This is a genomic window from Brevibacterium luteolum, from assembly GCF_025147615.1.
In the GTDB taxonomy this organism is placed as follows: domain Bacteria; phylum Actinomycetota; class Actinomycetes; order Actinomycetales; family Brevibacteriaceae; genus Brevibacterium; species Brevibacterium luteolum.
Genome location: NZ_JALXPM010000025.1, coordinates 21,024 through 44,097 on the forward strand (window position 1 = coordinate 21,024; position 23,074 = coordinate 44,097).

General features: G+C 63.2%; 18 protein-coding genes and 1 riboswitch. Of the genes, 14 read left to right on the forward strand and 4 right to left on the reverse strand.

All coding sequences use genetic code 11. The annotated features are described in order from the left end of the window. Positions 1-779 precede the first annotated feature (779 nt). The 7 genes from M3C25_RS07850 (at position 780) to M3C25_RS07880 (ending at position 14,357) form a co-directional block, all read left to right on the forward strand. A complete protein-coding gene (locus M3C25_RS07850; RefSeq protein ID WP_259855674.1) occupies positions 780-3,665 on the forward strand; it encodes an SNF2-related protein in 2,886 nt (961 codons plus the stop codon). Between the two features lie 56 nt (positions 3,666-3,721). Beyond that, positions 3,722-5,698, forward strand: a complete 1,977-nt coding sequence (locus tag M3C25_RS07855; protein WP_259855675.1) for a site-specific DNA-methyltransferase — start codon at positions 3,722-3,724, stop codon at positions 5,696-5,698. A gap of 2 nt (positions 5,699-5,700) precedes the next feature. Next, positions 5,701-8,715: a restriction endonuclease gene (locus tag M3C25_RS07860; RefSeq protein ID WP_259855677.1), complete on the forward strand. Its 3,015-nt coding sequence runs from the start codon at positions 5,701-5,703 to the stop codon at positions 8,713-8,715. A gap of 64 nt (positions 8,716-8,779) precedes the next feature. After that, entirely contained in the window at positions 8,780-10,633 is a 1,854-nt protein-coding gene (locus tag M3C25_RS07865) for an ATP-dependent nuclease (protein ID WP_259855679.1), read from the forward strand. 5 nt (positions 10,634-10,638) lie between these two features. Further along, a complete protein-coding gene (locus M3C25_RS07870) occupies positions 10,639-12,366 on the forward strand; it encodes a UvrD-helicase domain-containing protein (protein ID WP_259855681.1) in 1,728 nt (575 codons plus the stop codon). Between the two features lie 97 nt (positions 12,367-12,463). Beyond that, on the forward strand, positions 12,464-13,261 hold the full coding sequence (locus M3C25_RS07875) for a hypothetical protein (RefSeq protein WP_259855683.1): 798 nt from the start codon (positions 12,464-12,466) through the stop codon (positions 13,259-13,261). Then, complete coding sequence (locus tag M3C25_RS07880) at positions 13,254-14,357, forward strand: helix-turn-helix domain-containing protein (protein ID WP_259855684.1); 1,104 nt, start codon at positions 13,254-13,256, stop codon at positions 14,355-14,357. The genes M3C25_RS07875 and M3C25_RS07880 overlap by 8 nt, the downstream gene beginning before the upstream one ends. 19 nt (positions 14,358-14,376) lie before the next feature. On the opposite strand, the gene M3C25_RS07885 is transcribed toward M3C25_RS07880, so the two are convergent. From M3C25_RS07885 to M3C25_RS07900, 4 genes are all read right to left on the reverse strand, one after another. Further along, on the reverse strand, positions 14,377-14,625 hold the full coding sequence (locus M3C25_RS07885) for a hypothetical protein (RefSeq protein ID WP_259855685.1): 249 nt from the start codon (positions 14,623-14,625) through the stop codon (positions 14,377-14,379). Between the two features lie 534 nt (positions 14,626-15,159). After that, on the reverse strand, positions 15,160-15,594 hold the full coding sequence (locus M3C25_RS07890; RefSeq protein ID WP_259855686.1) for a DUF1801 domain-containing protein: 435 nt from the start codon (positions 15,592-15,594) through the stop codon (positions 15,160-15,162). Further along, on the reverse strand, positions 15,584-16,009 hold the full coding sequence (locus tag M3C25_RS07895; protein WP_259855689.1) for a VOC family protein: 426 nt from the start codon (positions 16,007-16,009) through the stop codon (positions 15,584-15,586). Before M3C25_RS07895 ends, M3C25_RS07890 begins: the two co-directional genes overlap by 11 nt. A 10-nt stretch (positions 16,010-16,019) precedes the next feature. Beyond that, positions 16,020-16,454, reverse strand: a complete 435-nt coding sequence (locus M3C25_RS07900) for a helix-turn-helix transcriptional regulator (RefSeq protein WP_259855690.1) — start codon at positions 16,452-16,454, stop codon at positions 16,020-16,022. Between the two features lie 124 nt (positions 16,455-16,578). On the opposite strand from M3C25_RS07900, the gene M3C25_RS07905 reads away from it, so the two are divergent. The 7 genes from M3C25_RS07905 to M3C25_RS07935 all read left to right on the forward strand — a co-directional run bounded on the left by M3C25_RS07905 (position 16,579) and on the right by M3C25_RS07935 (position 23,063). After that, on the forward strand, positions 16,579-17,151 hold the full coding sequence (locus M3C25_RS07905) for a GNAT family N-acetyltransferase (RefSeq protein ID WP_259855691.1): 573 nt from the start codon (positions 16,579-16,581) through the stop codon (positions 17,149-17,151). 101 nt (positions 17,152-17,252) lie between these two features. Further along, positions 17,253-17,354, forward strand: a riboswitch (TPP riboswitch). Next, positions 17,352-18,611 carry a glycine oxidase ThiO gene (gene thiO / locus M3C25_RS07910; RefSeq protein ID WP_259855692.1) on the forward strand — a complete coding sequence of 420 codons (1,260 nt, stop codon included), beginning with the start codon at positions 17,352-17,354 and terminating at the stop codon, positions 18,609-18,611. Its footprint overlaps the riboswitch before it by 3 nt. After that, positions 18,608-18,886: a sulfur carrier protein ThiS gene (gene thiS / locus M3C25_RS07915; RefSeq protein ID WP_259795802.1), complete on the forward strand. Its 279-nt coding sequence runs from the start codon at positions 18,608-18,610 to the stop codon at positions 18,884-18,886. Before thiO ends, thiS begins: the two co-directional genes overlap by 4 nt. Before the next feature lie 5 nt (positions 18,887-18,891). Continuing rightward, positions 18,892-19,713 carry a thiazole synthase gene (locus M3C25_RS07920; protein WP_170273996.1) on the forward strand — a complete coding sequence of 274 codons (822 nt, stop codon included), beginning with the start codon at positions 18,892-18,894 and terminating at the stop codon, positions 19,711-19,713. Beyond that, positions 19,710-20,891: a molybdopterin-synthase adenylyltransferase MoeB gene (gene moeB, locus M3C25_RS07925; RefSeq protein WP_259855693.1), complete on the forward strand. Its 1,182-nt coding sequence runs from the start codon at positions 19,710-19,712 to the stop codon at positions 20,889-20,891. Before M3C25_RS07920 ends, moeB begins: the two co-directional genes overlap by 4 nt. 249 nt (positions 20,892-21,140) lie before the next feature. Next, complete coding sequence (locus M3C25_RS07930) at positions 21,141-22,925, forward strand: sodium:solute symporter family protein (protein ID WP_259855695.1); 1,785 nt, start codon at positions 21,141-21,143, stop codon at positions 22,923-22,925. Positions 22,926-22,931: 6 nt separating this feature from the next. Further along, a complete protein-coding gene (locus tag M3C25_RS07935) occupies positions 22,932-23,063 on the forward strand; it encodes a putative transporter small subunit (protein WP_259855698.1) in 132 nt (43 codons plus the stop codon). Positions 23,064-23,074: the final 11 nt, after the last annotated feature.

The following is a 23,074-nucleotide window of genomic DNA, read 5'->3' on the forward strand; positions in this document are numbered from 1 at the left end:
TGCCTGCCGGGGTAGGTCTCGTCCTTGTAGCGGACTTCTCCGAGGTAGTAGCGGGCGCGGGGAGCATCTGCTGGATCTTAGAGTCGGAGATCGGCCCGGCTGGACGCCACTGTGTGGGCCTGCTGCGAAGGTCTCGGCCGGTGCGCTCGTCAGCGATGTCTCGGAACTACTTGCCGCGTATTATGAGCAGTTCGAAGGTGAGCGTAACGAAAGGTACGCATTCGGGGTCGACCTTGACGCTGTGGATCTCCGGCCTTAAGGCCGGAAAGTGTGGCGTGGTTGGGAGTGTCGTGGGTTAGTTACCATAAAGTCCGGACCAACCTATTCTGATCCGGATTCCCTCTCCCCGGTTCAGAAGGGGATGGAGATTGTGAAGCGGATAGCCGGGCGCATACCTGTTCTTAAACACGACGCAAATCGATCGCTAAGGCGATACTGAAGCGGTTTATCTTCGGGCAATTCATGGAGGGACAGCGACATTCCTATTCCGGCAAATTGAGGATTATAAGACAATGGAGGTAGATCGCAGCGTCCCGGTCGAACCGTCAGGCTCCCGCCTGCGGCAGCCCAACCCGCCCGACGCGACGTGGCACGCTGGCCGTGTCGGAGGTCCCCGGTATCGTTGGACACGGAACTATGAGCACAACTTAAGACGCGCCCTCGGCGCGGAGGAGCATGACCCTGATGAAGCGCAGAGCGGCCGGATCGATCGGCTGCGACGGCCGCCTGGCCGCCGCAGCTTCCATGTGTCTGCCCTGCTGCACCGTGAGGGGCTGCCGATGACAGCTCCCCTCACCGACTACCAGTCGAAGTACTTCGCCCACGAGCTGCAGCGCAGCTACGCCAACGACCACGTCGGCAAGCTCGCTGGTCTGCTGTTCGACGCCCAGGTCGAGCCGAAGCCCCACCAGATCGATGCGGCGTTGTTCGCGTTGCAGACACCGTTCCTGCCGGGCGTGATCCTCGCTGACGAGGTGGGTCTCGGTAAGACGATCGAGGCGGGCATCGTCATCTCGCAGTCCTGGGCCGAACGCAAGCGGCGCATCCTGATCATCGCGCCCTCGAGCCTGCGTCAGCAGTGGAAACAGGAGCTGTACGAGAAGTTCCTCATCCCGTCCTCGATCCTCGACGCCAAGTCGAAGCACGCGTTGCTCACGACGGCCGACACCCGTTCTACTGAGGTTCTCATCTGCTCGTATGAGTTCGCCCTCCGCCACGAGACCTCACTGCTGAAACCGTGGGATCTGGTGGTGGCTGACGAAGCGCACCGCCTGCGCAGCTTCTGGAACGGGAAAGCAAAGATGGCCGAGGCCGTTTCGCACGTCGCCCGCAGCGCGCACAAAACCGTTCTGCTCACGGCGACGCCGCTGCAGAACAAGCTCGAGGAGCTGTACGGTCTGGTGTCGATCTTCGACCCAGACTACTTCTACTCTCTCGACGCGTTCCGCGAGCGGTACATCAAGAACCGCGACCTGACCGGCGATGACGATCTGGTCGAGCGTGTGGCATCGATCTCGAAGCGTACGCTCCGCAAGGACGCGAACAAGTACATCCGGTTCACCAAGCGCATGCCGCTGACGGTGGAGTTCACGCCGTCGCCTGACGAGGTGCGCCTGTACGACCTAGTCAACGACTACCTGCAGCGCGACGAGCTGTTCGCGTTCGCGGGATCGCAGCGCCATCTCTCCGCCCTTATCATTCGTAAGCGCCTCGGTTCGTCGACGTATGCTGTGGCGAGCACGCTGGAGAACATTGCCAACCGTCTGGCGGACGAGGTGGCCGCCGGCAAACTCCGTGACAACCGTGGCGGGCTGTTCCTGGCCGACTTCGAGGCTGGTGACGAACTCGAGGACGAGATCGTCGAGGAAGCCGAAGAGACGACGGATCAGGCATCGAGCGCGCAACTCGACGCCGAGACCCTCAAGCGCATGCGCGCCGAGGTCGATGAGCTCCGCGAGTATGCGGCACTGGCTCGCTCGATCACCGTCAATCAGAAGGCAGTCAAGCTCAATGAGGCCCTCGACATGGGCTTCGAGCGGCTGCGCGAACTGGGCGCCGCCGAGAAGGCGATCATCTTCACCGACTCGACCAAGACGCAGGAGTACATCGCCCGCACGCTGGCCGATGCCGGTCGCGGCGAGGGCGTGGTGCTGTTCAACGGATCGAACACCTCACCTGAGCAGACGGCGATCTACCAGGCATGGCTGACGGCCAACAAGGACGGCGATCTGATCACGGGCATCCCGGCGGTCGACCGACGTAAGGCGCTCGTGGACTACTTCCGCGAGCAGGGCACGATCATGATCGCGACCGAGGCGGCGGCGGAAGGTATCAACCTGCAGTTCTGCTCGATGCTCGTCAACTACGACCTGCCGTGGAACCCGCAGCGCGTCGAGCAGCGCATTGGCCGCGTGCACCGCTTCGGCCAGAAGCACAACGTCGTCGTCGTGAACTTCAGCAACAAGGGCAATGTCGCCGAGCAGCGCATCCTGGAACTGCTGACGAACAAGTTCCAACTGTTCTCGAGCGTGTTCGGCGCCTCCGACGAGGTGCTCGGCGCGGTGGAGGACGGCCTCGACTTCGAGAAGCGAATCAGCGACATCCTTACCCGCTGCAAGACGGCCGGCGAGATCGATGCGGCATTCAAGCAGCTTGAGGATCAGTTCGCGGGCGAGATCTCGAAGGAGATGGCCAGCGCCAAGGCCAAGGTCTTCGATCACCTCGACCCGCACGTGCAGGATCGCCTCAAAGCGTACGACGAGCAGTCGGATGACGTTCTCAACAAGTTCGAGCGTCTCCTGCTTGCGATCACCCAGCACGAACTCCGAGAGGTCGCGACGTTCGAGGGCGACGGCCGCACGTTCGTCCTGAATCAAGCGCCGACCAAGGATGCACCGACGGGTCGCTACTTCTTCAAGTCAAAGCCGCTCCCGAATGCCCACCAGTATCGCTACGCCAGTCCGCTCGCGCAGCACGTCGCAGACACCGCGAAGGCGCACGAGACGCCGCAGCGCGAGCTGACCTTCTCGCTCGGCCAATCGAAGCGTGACAGCAACGCTGTCAAGGCGCTCGAAGGCAAGAGTGGCGAGCTGACGGTCAACTTGCTGACCTTCACGATGCGCGCTCGCGACGAGGACATCTCCGAGTCGTACATGCTCGCCGGCGGCATGACCGACGACGGCGAGTTCTTGGACGAGGAATACGTCGCCGACATCCTCGACCTCGCCTGCCTCAACGTGGGTGAACAACCCGTCGCGGTCGACGTCGCGAAGGTCGATCCACAGCTCAAGGCGCGGCTCGGTGAGCTGGAGAAAGAAGTCCAGGGGCGCAACTCTCGCTACTACGACCAGCAGGAGGAGCTGCTCTACCGCAACCAGCAGGACCGCAAGGCCGAGCACGAAGGCAAGATCCGTGAGTATCGCACCAAGGAGAAGGAAGCCCGCAAGGCGGCGAAGCGAGCGGACGACCCGATGGAGCAGCTCAAGCTCAAACGTGAGGCCCGCAAGTGGGAGCGTCGGGCGGACGAAGCCGACGACGACTTCCGCGACGCACGCCGCAAGCTGCAGGCCGAGATCGACGAGAAGCTCGACATGATCGAGCAGTCCCTACAGGGCACTCAGCAGACCGAACACCTGTTCGCGATCCGTTGGCGCATTGTCGCGTAACTGCCAGCGTTCACAGACGACATCGCACTTTTCAAACTAAGGAAAGAGAAAATCCGATGAGCGAAGAAGTTCACGAAACACCATCCACCACACCGAACTTCCGAACCGAGCTCGCCGCGCAGCTGGCTGACCTGGTCCCCGAGGCCATCGCCGACGGCAAGGTGGACGTGGAGAAGCTCAAGGAGCTGCTCGAGAGCGACGCGGCCGACACCAGCGAGCGGTTCGGGCTCTTCTGGCCGGGCAAGAAGCGCGCCCTGCGTGCGGCGCAGGAGCCGACCACTGCAACGCTGCGACCTGACTTCGAGAACTCGAAGGACTGGGACACCACCAAGAACGTGTTCATCGAGGGCGACAACCTCGAAGTGCTGAAGATCCTGCAGAAGCACTATCACGCCAAGATCAAGTTAATCTACATCGATCCGCCGTACAACACCGGCAACGACTTCGTCTACCCGGACAACTACAAGGAGGGTCTCGACGCCTACCTCGAGTGGACGCGTCAGGTCAACGAGGAGGGCAAGAAGCTCTCGACCAACGCCGACACCGAGGGGCGCTACCACTCCAACTGGCTCAACATGATGTACCCGCGACTGAAGCTCGCGCGGAACCTGTTGACCGAGGATGGCGTTATCTTCCTGTCGATTGATGACCACGAGTACGACAATCTCAAGAAGCTCTGCAATGAAGTTTTCGGGGAGTCCAACTACTTGAACACTTTCGTCTGGGTTAGCAACCTCAAGGGGCGTCAGATCGCTGCCAGCGGTGCGGCAGGCACCAAGGAGTACATTCTTTGCTATGCACGTCGAGTGGACGAGGCGGGTGAATTCATAGGCTCAGGATCGAAACTTAAGAAGCTGATGCCCTCCATATACAAGGGGTTCAACTACAAAGCTGAGCATGACGAGCGTGGCGCGTATGTTCTCAAGAACGAGCTCTACAACACTAACTCGGCATTTAACGAGGTTACTCGCCCCAACCTTGTCTTCGACATCTACTACAACGCGGAGACGGGCGATGTGAAGACCGCCGACGTGTCCGATGTGCATGTCTACGATGGCTACACCAAGATCGCCCCGAAGCAGAACAATAACGGGACAAACAAGTATCACGCATTTCGCTGGAGTCGACGCAAGGTCGAATCGGAATCGTATGACCTGGCGTTCATTGAGGGGGCTTCCGGATGGAAGGTCTACACGAAGGTGCGTGATGTCGATGGAGCGACCGTCAAAGACCTCGTCATGGACATCACTACCAACGAGGGATCGGCTGACATCAAGGCGGTTGGGCTCGATCCGAAATGGTTCGACTACCCGAAGCCGGTGAACCTCGTGAAACTGCTCGTTGACGTGGCCGCTGACACCGAGTCGATCGTTCTCGACTTCTTTGCCGGTTCTGGTACGACTGCGCACGCGGTCATGTCGCTCAACGCGGAAGACGGTGGTAATCGGAAGTTCGTTCAAGTTCAGCTACCAGAACCACTCTTCGATGGACATCCAGCGCGGAAAGCGGGTCACGATTCAATTGCGGACATCTCCGTATCTCGGATTCAGGCTGCTGGGTCACTTCTTCGGAAAGAGTCAAGTAGCCGTTTGTCCGACGATCCCGACCTGGACTTTGGAGTGCGCGCTTATCGACTCGCGGACACGAACTTTACGAAGTGGAAGCAATCGAGCGATGTCGATCTGAATCAGCTTGAGCAACATCTTCTCGACTTGCGCGACAGCAGCAGTGCGGACGCCGCGTCTGCCGATGACCTCCTCGCTGAGATTCTCCTCAAGCAGGGCTACTCCCTGACCGAGCAGATCGCTCCGATCGATGTGGCCGGCCTGAACCTGCGCTCGGTGGGCGATGGCATCGTGCTCGCCTACCTGAACGAGCACGTCAAGCCGACACTCGGGCAACTGCGCGCCGTGGTCGACGAGGACCCTGCCCGCCTGATTGTCCTTGAGGATGCGTTCCAGGGTGACGACCAGCTCAAGACCAACCTGGCTCAGCTCTGCAAGAGCAAGGGCATCGAGCTCTGGACGGCCTGATCATGGGAGACAACACAGCGAGCAGCGGATTCAAGTTTGACGCTAGCCAGCCGTATCAGCTCGACGCGATCAAGTCTGTCGTCGATCTATTCGACGGACAGCCGAAGGACGCCGAGAAGCTGGAGACGACGTTGCGCGGCCAGGTAGCCGCGCTCGACGAGACGGAGAACGAGGCGCTCGACCTCGACCTCTCGCAAGAGGTCGGCGCCATCGGAAACCGCCTGGTGCTCGACCGCGACACGGTGCTTGCCAATTTGCAGCGCGTGCAGGACAAAAACGGCCTCGAGGTCGCCTCGAAGCTGTTCGATGACTCGGCGCTCGACTTCGACATCGAGATGGAGACGGGTACGGGTAAGACGTACGTGTACCTCCGCACCATCTTCGAGCTGGCCGAGCGGTACAACTTCACCAAGTTCGTCATCCTCGTGCCAAACGTGGCGATCCGTGAGGGCGTCAACACGAGCATCCGGCTCATGCGTTCGCACTTCGAGAACCTGTACAAGAAGCGCAACATCACCTTCGACTCGTCGGTCTATAGCGGTAAGACGGCCGAGGAAGTGCAGTCGTTCGCGACGTCGACCAACGTGCAGATCATGGTCATGACGATCGACTCGATCCGTGGCAACGCGAACACGCGCATCATCCACCAGACGCGCGACAAGCTGAACGGCCTTAAGCCGATCGACTACCTGAAGGCGACGCATCCGGTCGTCATCATGGACGAGCCGCAGAACATGGAGTCCCTGCTCTCTCAGTCGGCCGTGAGCGAGCTCGACCCGGTGTTCACGTTGCGCTATAGCGCGACGCACAAGAAGCTCCGTAACGTCGTCTACCGGCTTGATCCGGTCGACGCGCATGACCTCGGACTTGTGAAGCAGATCGTGGTGGCGGACGTGCAGCAGCAGGGTGCGGACGCCTCGCCGTACATCAAGCTGGTCGAGGTCAAGAACGACAAGGGCTGGGTTGCCCGGCTGGATCTGTCGTGCCGCAAGGCCAGCGGTGAACTCGAACGCCGCGTCGTGAACGTCAAGCAGAATCAGGAGCTGTCTGACCCTCGCATCACGGGCAACGCACACTATGACGGCTGGCGCATCAACGAGATGAGCATTGAGCCTTCATTCATTGACCTCACCCTGCACAACGGTTACCTGTACCAAGGTGAGAGCATCGGCGGTGCATCGGGCGCGATCTACAAAGAGATGATCCGCGAGACGATCAAGGAGCACCTGCGCAAGGAGACGCAGCTGCGCGCCAAGGGCATCAAGGTGCTCAGCCTGTTCTTCATCGACAAGGTCGAGAGCTTCCTCGGTGACGGCTCGAACAACAACGACGCGAACGGTCAATTCGTGCAGTGGTTCGACGAGCTGTTCCGCGAGGAACGCGCCAAGTCGCCGCAGTGGCAGGAGCTGCTCCCGCAGGATCCGGCCGAGCTGCGTCGCGGCTACTTCTCTGTCCTCAAGGGCAAGAGAGGAGCACCTGACGGCTTCCAGGAGGTCTCGAAGTCAGGCACGACCAAGGCTGAGGACGACGCCTACGAGCTGATCATGCAGGACAAGGAGCGCCTGCTCGACGAGAACGAGCCGACGCGGTTCGTCTTCAGCCACTCTGCCCTGCGCGAGGGCTGGGACAACCCGAACGTCTTCCAGATCTGCACCCTGCGCGAAATGGGCGCCGAGACGGAGCGCCGCCAGACGCTCGGTCGTGGTCTGCGCCTACCTGTCGCGAAGAGCGCGGGCGGCTACGAGCGCGTTGCCGATCGCGGCATCGCAACGCTGACCGTGGTCGCGAACGAGTCGTACAAGCAGTTCGCTGATGCGCTCCAGAAGGAGTTCAAGGACGCGGGCGTCGAGATCGGGCGTGTGCGCAAGGCGGAGTTCTCGAAGATCCCGCTACAGAACCCGGACGGGTCGCTCACCGACGAAAACCTCGGCTACGAGAGATCCGTGTCGATCTGGGAGCACCTGCTCGCACAGAAGTTCATCGACAAGGACGGCGTCGTGCAGCCGAAGTTCCAGCCGAACACGCTCGACTTCAGCCTCAACATGCCCGTCGACTTCATGTGGGCTGAGCCGTTTGTCATCGAGTTGGTCGGTCGTGCGAACATCGGCAAGTACGTCAAGCCGAAGAGCAAGCGTCACTCGCGCAAGCTCAACAAGGAGCTGTTCGCGAACCCGGAGTTCGAGAAGTTCTGGGAGACGATCAGCCGTCGCACGACGTACCGCGTCGAGGTGGAGCGCGACAAGATCATCGAGAACTCGGTCAAGGCGATCAAGGAAGCACCAGACGTCGATCCGCTGCGCATCCAGGTCACCCGGGCGGGCGTGAAGGTCCTCCGCGGTGGCGCGAAGGGCCAGGAACTCGGGTCACGTCAGCAAGAACTCCGAGGTAGCTACGACCTGCCCGACATCATCGGAGAGCTGCAGGAGGCCACTTCCCTCACCCGCAAGACCATCGTCGACGTCCTCGTCGGCAGTGGACGGCTGGGCGAGTTCATCGCGAACCCGAACGACTTCATCGCCATGGCGAAGCGCCTCATGCAGACCGAGCTGGCGAAGCTCGTCGTCGACGGCGTGCAGTACGAGAAGATCGCAGGTTCCGTCTACGAGCTGCGTGAACTGCGCAAGGACGGCGAAGAGGAGAAGGAACGCTTCCTCGACCAGATGTACAAGCTGGAGAACGCGAACAAGTCGAACTTCGACTACGTCGTCTACGACTCCGACCCCGAGCGCCAATTCGCTGAGTTGCTCGACGGTCGCGAGGACATCAAGTTCTTCATGAAGCTGCCCGACAAGTTCAAGATCGACACCCCGGTCGGCCCGTACAACCCGGACTGGGCGATCGTGAAGCACGAGTACGGCGAGGAGCGCGTCTACATGATCCGCGAGACGAAGAGCACGGAAGACGAGATCAAGCGCCGCCCCACGGAGAACGCCAAGATCAAGTCCGCGAAGCAACACTTCGAGGCAATTGGCGTGCCGGACTACGCGGTGTCGGTTCCGGGGAGTTGGAAGCTGTGACTGTGAATGACGCTGAGGACTATGAATCGCAGTCATTTCTGTTTTTCTCGCAGGTGGTTCCGCAGTGAGGGTCCGACAGCTTGAGATTGAGAACTTCCGCGGCATTACAGCCGGGCGGGTGGTCTTCCAGCAGCACACCTTGCTCGTTGGTGGAAACAACATCGGCAAGTCCACGGTTTGCGAAGCATTGGAGCTGGTCTTGGGGCCAGAGCGCCTGTACCGTCGCCCCGTTATAGACGAGCACGACTTCTCACACGGTGATTACCTGGGCGATGGTGGCGAGCCGCGCGAGATTCGTGTTCGCGCGGTCCTCACCGACCTCTCGGATGAGCAGCGGCGCCGGTTCTTCCAGCACCTCCGGCGCTGGGATGACGCGGCGCTCTCGTTCATCGACGAGGAACCGGACAGCATCCAATCCGCGGATCGCGATGGGACCTCTTGGGCCCTCCCTGTCATCTTCATTGGACGCTACGACCGTGAAGAAGACGACTTTATCGGGGATACGTTTTTCGATCATCCGTTGCCCGAACATGACGAGCTCGACGAAGACCAACGCGCATCACTCGGCTCGAGTCGCGCACAGTTCAACCGCGCGCACAAGCGCCTCTGCGGCTTCATCTTCCTGCGAGCACTGCGCACCGGATCTCGTGCGCTCAGCTTGCAGCGCGGTTCGCTGCTCGACACCATCCTCCGGCTCGGTGGTGAGGGCGCAGCGGAGATGTGGCGGGACGCACTTGGGGCACTGCAAGACCTTGATCCGGCGATCGGAGAGATCGAACAGCTCAAGGTCATCCGCGAGAACATCCGCACGCGCCTCGGCAAGTTCGTCAACCTGGCTCCAGGTGAGGACTCGGCAGCGTTCTTCGCCTCAGACCTGACGCGCGAGCACCTACGCGAGGTAGTCCGGCTCTTCGTCGCGACGCAACCGAGCAACCATTCGGTGCCGTTCTCCAAGCAGGGCACCGGCTCGATTAACCTGCTGGTATTCGCGTTGCTGACGATCATCGCAGATCTCAAGGAAGACCAGTCGGTCATCTTCGTGATGGAGGAGCCGGAGATCGCGCTTCCTCCGCACACTCAGCGGCGCGTGACGAAGTACGTGGTGCAGCAAATGGGGCAGTCGATCGTTACCTCCCATTCGCCCTATGTCATCGAGCAGTTCGACCCGGAGAACGTGGTGATCCTCTCTCGTGACGGGGATACCTTCACCGGTGCACCAATCGACACCACGAGCGTTAAACCGAAGACCTACCGCACGCAGCGCCGCCAGTTTGCCGAGGCAATCCTAAGCCGCGCCGTGTTCGTCCTCGAAGGACAGACGGAGATGGTCGCTGTGCACGCGGTCTCATCGGCGCTCGAACACTTCCGAGACGACTACTCACACATTGACCTCACTGGCGTCACCCTCTTCAACGCGGGTAACGACCGCGAAGTGCCGCGGTACGCCCCGATATTCAAGGCTCTTGGCAAGCGGGTCTACGGAATGCGGGACAAGCTGAACGCCCCCGATGCAGCGGACGCGACGGAGAACATTAAGTCGTTCGACGATTTTTGGGAGTCGCAGGAAACGGGCATCGAGCAGATCCTCGTGAAGCAGGTTCCGACGCGTGTGCTGCGGAGCTTTCTCGACGAAGTCGTGCAGCGCGACGACTATCCGACAAGCCATCCCTACGTTGCCGAGCGGGTTGCGGACGATGACCTGGCCGCACTGGCAGCGAAGGTACTGAAAGCCCGCAAGGGTGATGCGTTCGGCTTCGGGTACACCGGTACGCTCATCGAGCAGTGTCAGGCCGAGGCCGAGTTGCCTGCCTTCATCCGCGACGCGCTTCTCACTATCAACGAGCATCTCGATGACGAGCCTGAGCTGGTGCTGGACGACGCTGCACCGGCGGCCGGCTCCGGAGAGACCAAGGAGTAATTACGGTGCAGGTGCAGCTCTCCGAGACCGCCCAGGGAGCCCTGGATCACGGCTGCCCCGTCTTGGTGCTCGGCGGTCCAGGCTCCGGCAAGACCACATTGTCTCTCCTGAAAGCCCAGACGATGCTCCCGGCGCTGCAGGCCGGCCAGGAGATCCTCTTCCTCAGTTTCTCCCGTGCGGCCGTTCGTCAGGTTGAGATCCGCTGCCGTGACATCCTGCCTTACGACGAGCGTCGCCAGATTGCCGTGCGCACGTATCATGCGTTCGCAATGGACATCCTGCGAGCGCATGGTCGCCTGCTCACTGGACGCGCACCGCGTATTATCTATCCCGGCGACGAGAACCTCGCTAAGGCCGCCTTCGACGGCGACTGGGAGGCCGAGGCAGCGCGCCTCGCGCGTGATGAGGGTCGCTACGTATTCGGTCAGTTCGCCGCAGCCGCTGCCCAACTCGTCGCTGGCAGCGCGTCGATTGCGTCTCTGCTCGCCAACAAGTACCCCGTGGTCATCCTGGATGAGTTCCAGGACACCGACGATGCGCAGTGGGCGCTGGTCAAGGCGCTGTCCGCGCGCTCGAAGACCATGTTCATGGCTGACCCGGATCAGCGGATCTTCGACTATGACGCGCGGGTGGATCCAGAGCGCCTCAATCACCTGCGCGCCCACCTCGACCCTGCCGAGTTTGATCTCAGTGGGGAGAACCATCGAAGCCCGGACGCTGGCATCCTGGAGTATGCCAACGCCGTATTGACGAACCGACCTCTGCCGGACACCAAAGACGTGATCACGCGCGCATACTGGCCGAACGCTTTCGACAGCACTGTCCACGCTGGCGTGGTCTGGATGCTGGGCTCGCTTCGCAAGGCGGGCATCATTCATCCCTCCGTAGTCGTGCTGGCGCGAACGAACTCGCTCGTAGGCAAGCTCTCGACGATCCTGGGGCAAGAGCACAGCTTCAACGGCCAGACGGTCAGGCCGGTCGAGCACGACGTGCTCTGGGACGCTGACCTCACTGCAGCGGCCGCGTTGGTGGTGGCCTCGATTCTGGAGTGGCCGAGTCGCTCAAAGGACGATGCACTAGGCCAGACCTTCGATCGCATCGCCGACTACTTCGACGCCAAGAACGCTGCCAGCGCGAGCAACGCCGCCCGGCAGGCCAGCGAGCGATACCGGACGGCCGCGGGCCGGGCACGCAGAGGTGAGGGGCAGCGGCTGAAGAGCACCAAGGCTCTCACTGCCTCGTACGACAGTGGTCTGATGCTCCAGGGCGATCCGGCCTGGGATTGGCTACAGGCGCGTGATCTGCTCGGTGCCGGAAACGACCTATCAGACTTACTGGCGAACGCCAAGTTCGTTCGACTCTTCCGCGCAACCGATGAGATCGGAAGCCGACTTGCCTCGGCGTGGGACCTGCGCGGCAGCTACGGCCGCGCCATTGACCTGGTACGCCGTGCGCTCGAGGCAGGCAGGCTTCAGGCGGACCAGCGCGACCCACGCGGTTGCGTACTCATGACCATCCACAAGGCCAAGGGCAAGGAGTTCGATGGCGTCCTACTTGTCGAGGGGCAGTACCAGGGCAGCTTCTTCCGCGACACCGATACGGAGGCGCAACGTGCCGCGGCGCGCCGTCTGCTGCGGGTGGGCATCACCCGAGCGCGACACCAGGTGGTGATCGTTCGGCCGCAAGGTGCTCCGGTGCTTGTGACCTCAGCGGGTGCGTCCCGGTCGGCATGACGACATGTGCCGCCTAGGAGTTGACGTTGATTCGCCGAAGACACGCCGAGAGTAAAATCAGGCGCGCCCGATACTGACTGTGCGCTACGATGAGGACATGAGCTCAGAAGACGACGCACTGGAGAGCCTAGGTAAGTCCGGGCTGCTTGAAGCGCTCACTTGGGCTGCGCCCGTGGCGTTCGCTCGAACGGGGCAGGACTACGACGAAGACGCCGGGCATGATCAGATGGTCATCGGTGTCCATAACTTCGTTTACCTCCGGGATCTTCTCGACCGGGCGACCGCCAACGGGCGCTATACCCTTCCCGACGGCGCTAACAGTCTCGGTGAAGACGTCCTCGGGAGCGGCGTCACGCCAGAAGTGCGGCGGGCAATGCCGCCGCTTCCCCCTGATCGCATCAGTCGAAGCGACTACAAGCGCTCACCGGGATGGGCGGCTGACGGCTATCGCGTGCTGTTGCAGTCCTTCAAGTACGGCGAGGTCGATCGCATCAAGTGGGGACAGCGGAGTGAAGCGAAACGGCGTGTGGCATCGCAGTCCTTCATTGCCCAGGACACGCTCTTCGCGGATGAGGACTTCGGCCTGGAGACCATCGCTGGGATTCCTGACGACGATGACTTCGAAGGAGTGACGCTCGTCGCTGCACACTCCTACGACCCAGTCACCGGCAAGTTCGAGCTTCACATCGGTCAGAGCAAGAACTCCGAGTTCCGGGGAGATTCATGCTGGCACTGGCGCCATCAGTTGCTCGACGGTGGCACACCTCCTGAGCTGACAGGACGGGGCCTGCCCCCTGTGCTTCCGGGCGACGCTCCTTCGACGGAGGTTGAGGAGATTGCTGTTCGGCTTAAGAAGGCACAGGCAGGCGACGGCACGGCCACTTCGAATGGCTAGCGCGGGACGCACGACTCAAACGCTCGCCAACGCCACGTCGTTCTTCGACGGGCGACGGTTGACGATGGCGCGCCAGCTCGCCGGCCTTCGTAAAGCTCGTCTTGCGGACCTGATAGGGATGTCGCCAGCATCGGTTACGGGCTGGGAGAGCGGGGCTAAGCAGCCCAACCGAGCTACAGTGGCCAAGCTGGCGTTGGCGCTGAGGGTCGAGCCACAGTTCTTCGCTGGAGGGGCCCCTCCCCGCGTCGAGAAGCCACATTTCCGTTCGCTGCGTTCAACCCCGCAGGTCGCTCAGGACGAGGCGGAAGCTTACGGCCAGTTCGTCACGGAGATCGCCGGACTCCTTGAGAAGGTTGTTGATCTCCCCGAGACGTCGTTGCCCGATCTCCCCGTGGCTCCCGACGAAGCCGATGCCTCACCGGAGGAGGTAGCGCGCGAAGCCCGGGACTTCTTTGGTGTCACACCGGGGCCGATCCAGCACGTCGTCCGGCTGGCGGAGCGCGCTGGTGTGGTCGTCGTGTTTAGCGAACCTGGCATCGCGGCGATTGACGCTTACTCCCTGCACACCGGGACGCGTCCGATCATCGTGCTCAATCCTGTGAAGGACGACTACTACCGACAGCGCTTCGATGTTGCCCACGAGATCGGGCACTTGATCATGCACCACGATGCTGAACCTGGCGGGAAGGTCGCGGAGGAGCAAGCCAACCGCTTCGCCGCAGAGTTCCTGATGCCAGCCGAGGAGATCGGGTTACACCTTCCCGCGACGACTGCGGGTCGGGGCTGGGCCAAGCTCGCGGAGCTTAAGGAGCACTGGGGCGTCAGCATCGCGGCGCTTCTCTATCGGGCTCGTACGCTCGGCGTCATGGGAGATGTGACGTATAGAAATGCCATGATTCGGATGTCACAGAACGGTTGGCGACGTGCCGAACCTGGGAGGGTCTCTTCTCTCGAGGCGCCTTCAATGCTGCCGCGAGCCCGTGAAGTGATCAACGAAGCCGGGATCAACGATGAGCAACTGCTCACCGGCGCAGGCATTCCGCTAAGTCTGTTCGAAGTTGTGACTGCTCGTACGCCAGTCGCGAACGTGACGTAGCCAGACACGACGACGGTGGTTATTGAGGGCATCCGTGAGAGTCGCGCGTTGTGATGCCTTGCCGCAGCAGCATCGTGCGAACGATGGTGGCATGGAAGCCGAGTTGCGCGCCGATGCTGGCGAGCGAGAGCCCAGACTTGTAGAGCCGAGCGGCCATGTCGACTTGACTTGGACTCATGCTCTTAGCCCGCTTCACCGTGCTGGTTCGGTCGAGTACTTCGCTGTCTTTGACGCGGTGGATGCCGTGACGCGCGGCGATCTTCTTCATCGTCTGCCCTGCTTTGTACTCGGCGACGATGGCTTGCTCCGTCTCTGCAAGCAATTGCTTCCCTGTCCGCGCCGAACGCGGAGACCTAAGGGCACGAAGTGTGGCGCTGCACGCCTGATCTGGCCTTTGGCTCCTGGGACCACGCCATCGATTTGAGAGGTAGTCTCCTTTCGATTTCAGTAAGTCTTTAGGAGCCCCACGTTGTGAAGTCTCGGGACATCGTTCACTCGATGTCCCGAGATTTTTTGTTCTGGCGGCGATGTCTCGCGTCATCGTTCCGGGGCCCGTCACCTCAGATTCCAGTGATTCGATGATCCACGTTGAATCTGATTCCATCCAACCGCACCGAGGTTTTGGGATGCCGTGCGTGCTGACGAGAGGGTTCTCGCCAAACATGCCGGCGCGACCTCGTCGTGACGGCGAACGATGACCTGAATCCACGCGCACGAGAATCCCGGGCCATCGTTGCCCGATGTCCCGGGATCCTCTGTACACATGCCGCTGCCGGCAGTGGTTCACGACGTCCAACGATCGTCAGCTCGGTGGTGGCACCGCCTTCTGCACGAGTTCTGCCACACGTGTCCGTACGGCATCCGTCAGGGCGGGAATCGCGAAATGGGTTGCCCACATGTCCCCGTCGTCGAGCTGCGCGGCACCGTTGAATCCGAGAGTCGAATAGCGGGTGTCGAATTTGCTGGAGAGCTGCAGGAACACCACGACATCGGCGTCGTCGGCGTAGGCCGGCATCCCGTACCACAGCCGCGGGGCCAGATGAGGCGCCGCCTCGGTCATGATCTGATGGACAGCTGCTGCGATCTGCTTGTCGCCTTCCGGGAGCGCAGCGATCGCCTCGAGCAGCGCCTCCAGGTTCTTCGCCTTCTTGTTCCCGCCCTTCTGCGAGCGCAGCTCGGCCGCGCGCTCCTTCATCGCAGTGAGCTCTGCCTCGGAGAAGCCGCTGTCATTCGCCATGGCCGGCCTCCCGGGCCTGGATCCGGACGAGGTTGCCGGCGGGGTCGCGCACCGCACAGTCGCGCAGTCCGTAGACCTGGTCCTTCGGCTCCTGCACGACCTCGACGCCCGCCTGTGCGAGGCGCTGGAAGAGCCCGTCGAGATCGTCACTGGCGAGGTTGATGCCGGCATAGGTGCCCTTGGCCATCATGTCGGCGATGGTCTGCGCCTCGGCATCGGTGACCCCAGGGTCACATACCGGCGGTTGCAGGACGACGTGGGTGTCCGGCTGACCGGCAGCGCCGAGGGTGATCCACCGCATCGGGCCCTCACCGACGTCGAGCCGCACTTCGAAGCCGAGCACATCGCGGTAGAAGCGCAGGGACGCTTCCGGGTCTGTGTGCGGCAGGAAACTGGAATGAATGCTCAGTGTCATGAGCACAAGGCTACGGAGCCGAGAACGGCTGAGCTTCTCGATTTCTGACCGGTCTCGTGACCGTCCGGACGACACATGCCGGAAGGTGCAGCAGGTCTGCCTTGGACGCTTTTCGGTACGCTGTCGGCGAGACACCGACGAGTTCGGTGAATCGCGTGCTGAACGTCCCCAGCGAGGAGAAGCCGACGCTCATGCAGACATCCGTCACACTCAGCTCGGAATGGCGCAGCAGCGCCATCGCGCGTTCGATCCGCCGTGTCATGAGGTAGGAGTACACGGATTCTCCGAAAGCCGCTTTGAACCTCCGTGACAGGTGTCCGGCCGACATGTGGACACCGCGGGCAAGGGAGGGAACGTCGAGAGGCTGGTCGAACTCCCGGTCGATCCGATCCCGGACTCTGCGCAGCAGTACTAGATCCGTCTGAACGCGGGGACCGGCTGGCATGGCGCGAGCGTAGCACGCCGGCCAGGCGCGTCTTGATCCGCAAGACACCGGCATAGGCGACCTGTCCGGATACGCTGGAGCCGGGTGCGATGAGGACTGCAGATGGGAGACGGCGGTGGCGACGATGCTGACACGGACGGCGAGTGCCGAGGGTGTGCTTGAGATCGTACGGCTCGATCCCGCTGACTGGGACGCCCACCGTCAGGTGCGCCTGCGGATGCTCGCCGATGCGCCCGAAGCGTTCTGGGGCACCTACGAGGAGGCCGCGCAGCTGCGTGCGGCTGACTGGCAGGCTCAGCTGAGCGGCGCACGCATCGTGCTCCACGCCCGCCACCGGGAACAGCCGGCAGACGGTGAGACCACCGCAGCCGAGGTGCCGGTCGGGTGTCTGGTGCTCCAGCCGGAGGGCTACACGCCGGACATGCCGTTGGCCGAAGACGAGGCGATTCTCACCAAGATCTGGGTGCGTCCAGCCGCCCGCGGCAGGGGAGTGTCAGCCGCAGTCGTGCGCGAAGCTGCGCGCCTGTCCGAGCAGCTGGGCAGACCGAGACTGCTGCTTGACGTCGATGACAGCAACGCGGCCGCAATCCGCTCCTACGAGCGCTTGGGCTTCCGTGCTACCGGCAACGGCTATCCGCGCGAAGGGACCGGCACACGCTGGGCTGAATACAGCGCCCATGCCTCGCAGCTTAGCTGACGACTTCTCATCTGCGTGCGTCTGTCGCGATGTGACCGCATTTCAGTCGCGAACTGCACAAAGACACTGCCGTATGTACACTGACGGCATCGATCAACGCTGATCGATCCTGCGGGAGCCCGGTGAGGGCTGAGAGGGCTTAAGCGCCGACCGCTGAACCTGATGCGGTTGAGACCGCCGGAGGAAAGGATGCATGCGCTATGCCCGTGCCAGCAGATGAGGCACACGCTTTCACAGCAGACGTCGCCGTCGTCGGCGGTGGCATCATCGGCCTCGCCACTGCCTGGCGGCTCACCCGTTCTGGTCTCAGCACAATCGTCATCGATCCGAGCCCGGGAACCGGTGCCAGCTTCGCCGCGGCAGGGATGATCGCCCCGGTCTCTGAGATGAGCTATCAGCATGAACGGCTCTTCGCCCTCATGCGCGACTCCGCTTCCGAATATCCAGCATTCGTCGCAGACCTTGAAGATGATGCACAGGCAGACGTCGACTACCGCGAGACCGAGACACTCGTCTGCGCTGCCGACCCCGCAGACCGGCAGGCGCTGGCGGATCTGCAGCAGTACCAGCAGGCCGCCGGCGGAGTAGTCGAAGCGCTGACCGGCCGTACCGCCCGGCGTCTCGAACCCGCCTTGAGCCCCTCGCTGTCCGGGGTGTTCCGCTCAGCCGGTGACCACCAGGTCAACCCGCGCCGCATCACCGCTGCCCTGCAGACCGTGCTGCCCACCATCATCCGGCAGATGGCCGTCGAACTCATCCGAGCTGAGAACAGGAGCGGGCCAGTGGTGACCGGAGTCCGCCTCGACGACGGCAGAACCCTCACAACTCCGGTCACGGTGCTCGCCACCGGAGTGGCGCAGACGATCACGCTGCTGCCAAGGGAGCGCTCGCTGCCGCTGCGCCCGATCCGCGGTGAGGTGCTGCGCACCCGCCTGCCGGACGGTGCACCGCCGCTGCTGGAGCGCACCATCCGCGGCATCGTCACAGGCCGTCCCATCTACCTCGTGCCGCGGGCCGATGGGGAGATCGTCATCGGTGCCACCAGCCGCGAAGACAACCGGGAAGGCCCCAGCGTCGAAGGCGTCGCCCAGCTGCTGCGCGACGCCCAGCGCCTGGTGCCCGGCATCGGCGAGAGCGAACTGACCGAAGTCACCGCCCGCGCCCGGCCCGGCACCCACGACGACGCCCCCTACCTCGGCGCCTTGCCCACCGCTGAAGGCGACACTGTCGGGGGACTCATCGTTGCCAACGGGTTCTACCGGCACGGCATCCTGCTCACCCCGCTCGCCTCACGGCTGGCGGCCCAGCTCGTGCTGCACGAACTCGACCCGCAGGCCGTGCCCCGACCAGGCGGCAGTGCGGAGACCGCAGACACGGACCACCACCATCTGCAGACGATGGACCCGCGCCGCATCGCACATCACGCTGCAGAGAATCAGCCACAAGGAGGAAGACCATGACAGCGAACCACAGCCTTGCGACCCCGACGGAGTCAGAGGTGACGGTCACCATCAATGGAGAGACCCGCACGGCTCACGCGGACACGACGCTGAGCGACATCATCGCCGAGACCACCGGACGGCAGCTCCAGGCAGACGGAACCGCCGCAGACGGCCAGCGTCTCGGTATCGCCGTCGCCGTCGACGCGGCCGTGGTCCCGCGCAGCCGGTGGTCGTCCACCGGTCTGCGCGATGGACAGAACATCGAGATCATCACTGCGATGCAGGGAGGCTGAGCCCGATGACCCATACACCCGCACTGCCGCCGCTGAGCATCGACGGCGTCGAACTGAACTCACGCCTCATCATGGGCACCGGAGGCCTGAGCTCCCTGAGCGTCCTTGAAGACGCGCTCATCGCCTCAGGCACGGAACTCACCACCGTCGCCATGCGCCGCTACACCCCGCAGACCGGCGACAGCCTGTTCACCCTGCTTGAGCGCAACGATATCCGCATCCTGCCCAACACCGCCGGCTGCTACACCGCCCGCGACGCCATCCTCACCGCCGAACTCGGCCGCGAAGCGCTCGAGACCCACTGGGTCAAACTCGAGCTCATCGCCGATGAGGACACGCTGCTGCCCGATGTCGTCGAACTCGTCGACACGACCGAACAGCTGGCCAACCGCGGGTTCACCGTCTTCGCCTACACCTCCGACGACCCCGCCGTCGCCCGCCGACTCGAAGACGCCGGAGCCGCTGCCGTCATGCCGCTCGGCGCTCCCATCGGCTCCGGCCTGGGCATCCTCAATCCGCACAACATCGAACTCATCTGCGCCCGCGCCCGGGTACCGATCATCCTCGACGCCGGCATCGGCACCGCCTCAGAAGCCGCCCTATCCATGGAGCTCGGCTGTGACGCCGTGCTGCTGGCCTCAGCCGTCACCCGCGCCCAGGACCCCGTCGCGATGGCCACCGCGATGCGCCACGCCGTCACCGCCGGCGGCCTCGCTGCCCGTGCCGGGCGCATCCCGGCCCGCCGGCACGCCATCGCCAGCTCACCGCAGGAGGGCATCATGACCCCGCTCGGGACTGCCGAACCGATCACCGAGGCGGCCTCATGACCGGCATAGGACCGCTCGCCGCCCCTGCCGACGGGTTGACCCAGGCTGAGGCGCACCGGGCCAGCCGCCACCTGAGCCTGCCCGGGTTCGGGATCGACGCCCAGCTGCGGCTCAAGAGCGCTCGCGTGCTCGTCATCGGCGCCGGTGGACTGGGCTCACCGGTGCTGCTCTACCTTGCAGCAGCCGGGGTCGGCACCATCGGCATCGTCGACGACGACACCGTCGAGGTCACCAATCTGCAGCGCCAGGTCATCCACACCACCGCCGACATCGGCCGTGCCAAGGCGACATCGGCAGCAGAGAAGATCACGAACCTCAATCCGCACGTCAGCGTCGAGACGTTCATCGAACGGCTCAGTCCCGACAATGCCGCCGACCTGGTCGACGGCTGGGATGTCGTCATCGACGGCACCGACAACTTCGCCACCCGCTATGTCACCTCAGATGCCTGCACGCTGGCCGGCGTGCCGTGCGTGTGGGGCTCGATCCTGCGCTTCAACGGGCAGGTCAGCGTCTTCTGGGCGGGACACGGTCCCACCTATCGCGACCTGCACCCCGAACCCCCGCCGCCTGGCGAAGTCCCCAGCTGCGCTGAAGGCGGCGTGCTCGGCGTGCTGCCGGGCACCATCGGCTCGGTCATGGCCACCGAGGCGATCAAGCTGCTCACCGGCATCGGCCAGCCGCTGCTCGGCCGCGTGCTGCTCTTCGACGCACTGACGATGAGCTGGCGCGAACTCGCTCTGGCCCCCGATCCCGACGCGGGCGAGGTCACCTCGATCGGCGAGCCCGCCGCCGAGGCGAACTGCCAGGCGCTGCCGCCCACCGCCTCGGGCACGGGGGAGAGCATGACACCCCGCGAGCTCAGCGCCCGCCTGGACGACGGCACCACCGTGGCCGTCGACGTGCGCGAACCGTGGGAGCGGGCGATCGCTGCCATCCCGCAGTCTGTGGCCGTCCCCCTCGGTGAGATCGAACAGCGCGGCTGGGACGCGCTGCCGCCCACTGCAGCCGCAGCGACATACGTGTTCTGCTGCAAATCCGGGGTGCGTTCCCAGCAGGCGATCGATATCCTCCGCACACGAGCCGGGGATCAGCAGCCGGATCCGGAACTCGTGAATCTGGGTGGTGGGATCGACGCGTGGGCAGAGACCGTCGACGGGCAGATGGCGCGTTACTGAGGGCGTCTGACAGGGGAGAACACGGGTTTCTTTCCGACCGCGCCTTGTCCTACGCGCATAAGGGAAGCAGCGGAATCGAAAACCGGTTCTCAGACGCCGTCGATTCGAATCTCAGCGTTCTTTGTGCTTTTATCGAATGCGTGCCGAGGTCAAGTTCTGGCTTCGGCGCCGTTCTGCGCCGAGAACGTCTGATGTGATCGGATGCGCCGGCGCAGACGCTGCCCTCGTCGCCTGCGAAACGGAGAATCTGTGCCGCCGTCTTCTGACACTTCAGACCTTGTCCAACTCGGCATCCCCGGCCTCGTGCTGCTACTCCTGCTGTTCTACGGCGGAACCATGTGGATGTCGATGGCGATATCGAAGAGGAAGGAGAACGCAGACGATTACATGACCGCCGGCAACCGGATCGGCTTCGGCATCTCCGCAGCCTCGATGACCGCGACCTGGATCTGGGCCTCGTCGATGTACGCCTCGGCCACCGCCGGCTACACCTACGGCGTGTCCGGCCCGATCCACTACGGGCTGTGGGGCGCGCTCATGATCCTGTTCATCTACCCCTTCGGCCGCCGTATCCGCGCCGTCGCCCCGCGCGCCCACACACTGGCCGAGGTGATGTACGCCCGCCACGGCCGGTCCTCGCAGCTCATGCTCGCCGGATCGAACGTCCTCGGCTCGGTCATTTCGCTGACCTCGAACTTCATCGCCGGTGGTGCGATCATCTCGCTTCTGTCACCCATCAGCTTCGGCGGCGGCATCATCATCGTCGCCGCAGGTGTGCTGCTCTACACCCTGTGGTCGGGTTTCCGCGCTTCGGTGCTGACCGACTTCGCCCAGGTGTGCGCAATGCTCGGCGCGACCGTCATCATCATCCCGATCGTGTTCTTCGCCGCCGGCGGACCGGACATGTTCGAAGCCGGCCGTGCTGCCGGCAACGTCACCGCCGCCCAGGAGAGCTTCTTCTCCTCGGACGCCTTTATGAACCAGGGCGCGCCCTACATCGCCGCCGTCCTCGCCTACGCGATCGGCAACCAGACGATCGCCCAGCGGATGTTCGCCGTGCGCGAGGACCTCATCAAGCCGACCTTTGTCACCGCCACCATCGGCTACGGCGCCTCGGTCATCGGCATCGGCATGATCGGCGTCATGGCCCTCTACCTCGGTGTGCAGCCGCTCGATGGAGACGTCAACAACCTGCTCCCGCAGATGGCCGCCACCTACCTGCCGGCCATCCTCGTCGCCGTCGCGTTCATCATGATCATCGGCTCACTGTCCTCGACAGCCGACTCCGATCTGTCGGCGCTCAGCTCGATCGTCATGACCGACATCTACGGTCAGTCCGTCGGCCGCCGCAACGCCGACCCACGCACCATGCTGCTCATCGGCCGGGTGACGATGATCGTCGCCACCGGTGCCGCGCTGTACTTCGCGACAGCCCGGTTCAACATCCTCGACCTGCTCGTCTTCGTCGGAGCACTCTGGGGCTGCCTCGTCTTCCCCGTCATCGCCTCGTTCTATTGGAAGAAGGTCACCAACCGCGCTTTCACCGTCTCTGTGCTCGCGGCACTGGCAGTCTTCATCCCCGTGCGCTTCGAGCTCATCCCGGTCACCGGTGCGTGGGCGATCATCGTCGAGGCGCTGGCGATCATCGGCGTCGGAGTGGTGCCCGGCATCATGGCCTTCGGGTTCTTCGGACTCCGCCCGGCGATCATCGTCGGTGCTCTCGCCACTGTCGCCACGGGGTTCGTCGGCTTCGGGTTCCTGCGCGACTACACGGTGCTCTCGGCATCCCTGGTCGCCTACGCAGTCTCCTTCCTCGTGTGCTGGTCGATGTCCGTGCGCTCGAACCAGGACTTCGACTTCGGCATCATCCAGCGTGTCACCGGTGACTTCGACCCCAGCGACGATACCGAGGACGCTGATCTCGACGCCGAGCTGCGCGAACTCCAGGACGAGGACGAGAAGGCAGCCGATGACGGCCCGTTCGAGACCTCCAGCCACCGCACCACCCGCAACGACTCCGATCAGAGGAAGTGATCACAGATGTCCATTTCGATCCTGACCCTGTACATGCTCATGTGGCCGGTCATCGTCGCCGGAGTGCTGTACTTCATCGTCAAGGGATTCATCGCCGACGTCCGCTCTGCACGCAAGCACGACGACATGGTCATCTGATCACGGCTCAC

Coding starts and splice junctions, on each gene's coding strand:
- M3C25_RS07850 (WP_259855674.1), top strand. CDS start 780: ATGACAGCTCCCCTCACCGACTACCAGTCGAAGTACTTCGCCCACGAG.
- M3C25_RS07855 (WP_259855675.1), top strand. CDS start 3,722: ATGAGCGAAGAAGTTCACGAAACACCATCCACCACACCGAACTTCCGA.
- M3C25_RS07860 (WP_259855677.1), top strand. CDS start 5,701: ATGGGAGACAACACAGCGAGCAGCGGATTCAAGTTTGACGCTAGCCAG.
- M3C25_RS07875 (WP_259855683.1), top strand. CDS start 12,464: ATGAGCTCAGAAGACGACGCACTGGAGAGCCTAGGTAAGTCCGGGCTG.
- M3C25_RS07880 (WP_259855684.1), top strand. CDS start 13,254: ATGGCTAGCGCGGGACGCACGACTCAAACGCTCGCCAACGCCACGTCG.
- M3C25_RS07885 (WP_259855685.1), bottom strand. CDS start 14,625: ATGAAGAAGATCGCCGCGCGTCACGGCATCCACCGCGTCAAAGACAGC.
- M3C25_RS07890 (WP_259855686.1), bottom strand. CDS start 15,594: ATGGCGAATGACAGCGGCTTCTCCGAGGCAGAGCTCACTGCGATGAAG.
- M3C25_RS07895 (WP_259855689.1), bottom strand. CDS start 16,009: ATGACACTGAGCATTCATTCCAGTTTCCTGCCGCACACAGACCCGGAA.
- M3C25_RS07900 (WP_259855690.1), bottom strand. CDS start 16,454: ATGCCAGCCGGTCCCCGCGTTCAGACGGATCTAGTACTGCTGCGCAGA.
- M3C25_RS07905 (WP_259855691.1), top strand. CDS start 16,579: ATGCTGACACGGACGGCGAGTGCCGAGGGTGTGCTTGAGATCGTACGG.
- thiO (WP_259855692.1), top strand. CDS start 17,352: ATGCCCGTGCCAGCAGATGAGGCACACGCTTTCACAGCAGACGTCGCC.
- thiS (WP_259795802.1), top strand. CDS start 18,608: ATGACAGCGAACCACAGCCTTGCGACCCCGACGGAGTCAGAGGTGACG.
- M3C25_RS07920 (WP_170273996.1), top strand. CDS start 18,892: ATGACCCATACACCCGCACTGCCGCCGCTGAGCATCGACGGCGTCGAA.
- moeB (WP_259855693.1), top strand. CDS start 19,710: ATGACCGGCATAGGACCGCTCGCCGCCCCTGCCGACGGGTTGACCCAG.
- M3C25_RS07935 (WP_259855698.1), top strand. CDS start 22,932: ATGTCCATTTCGATCCTGACCCTGTACATGCTCATGTGGCCGGTCATC.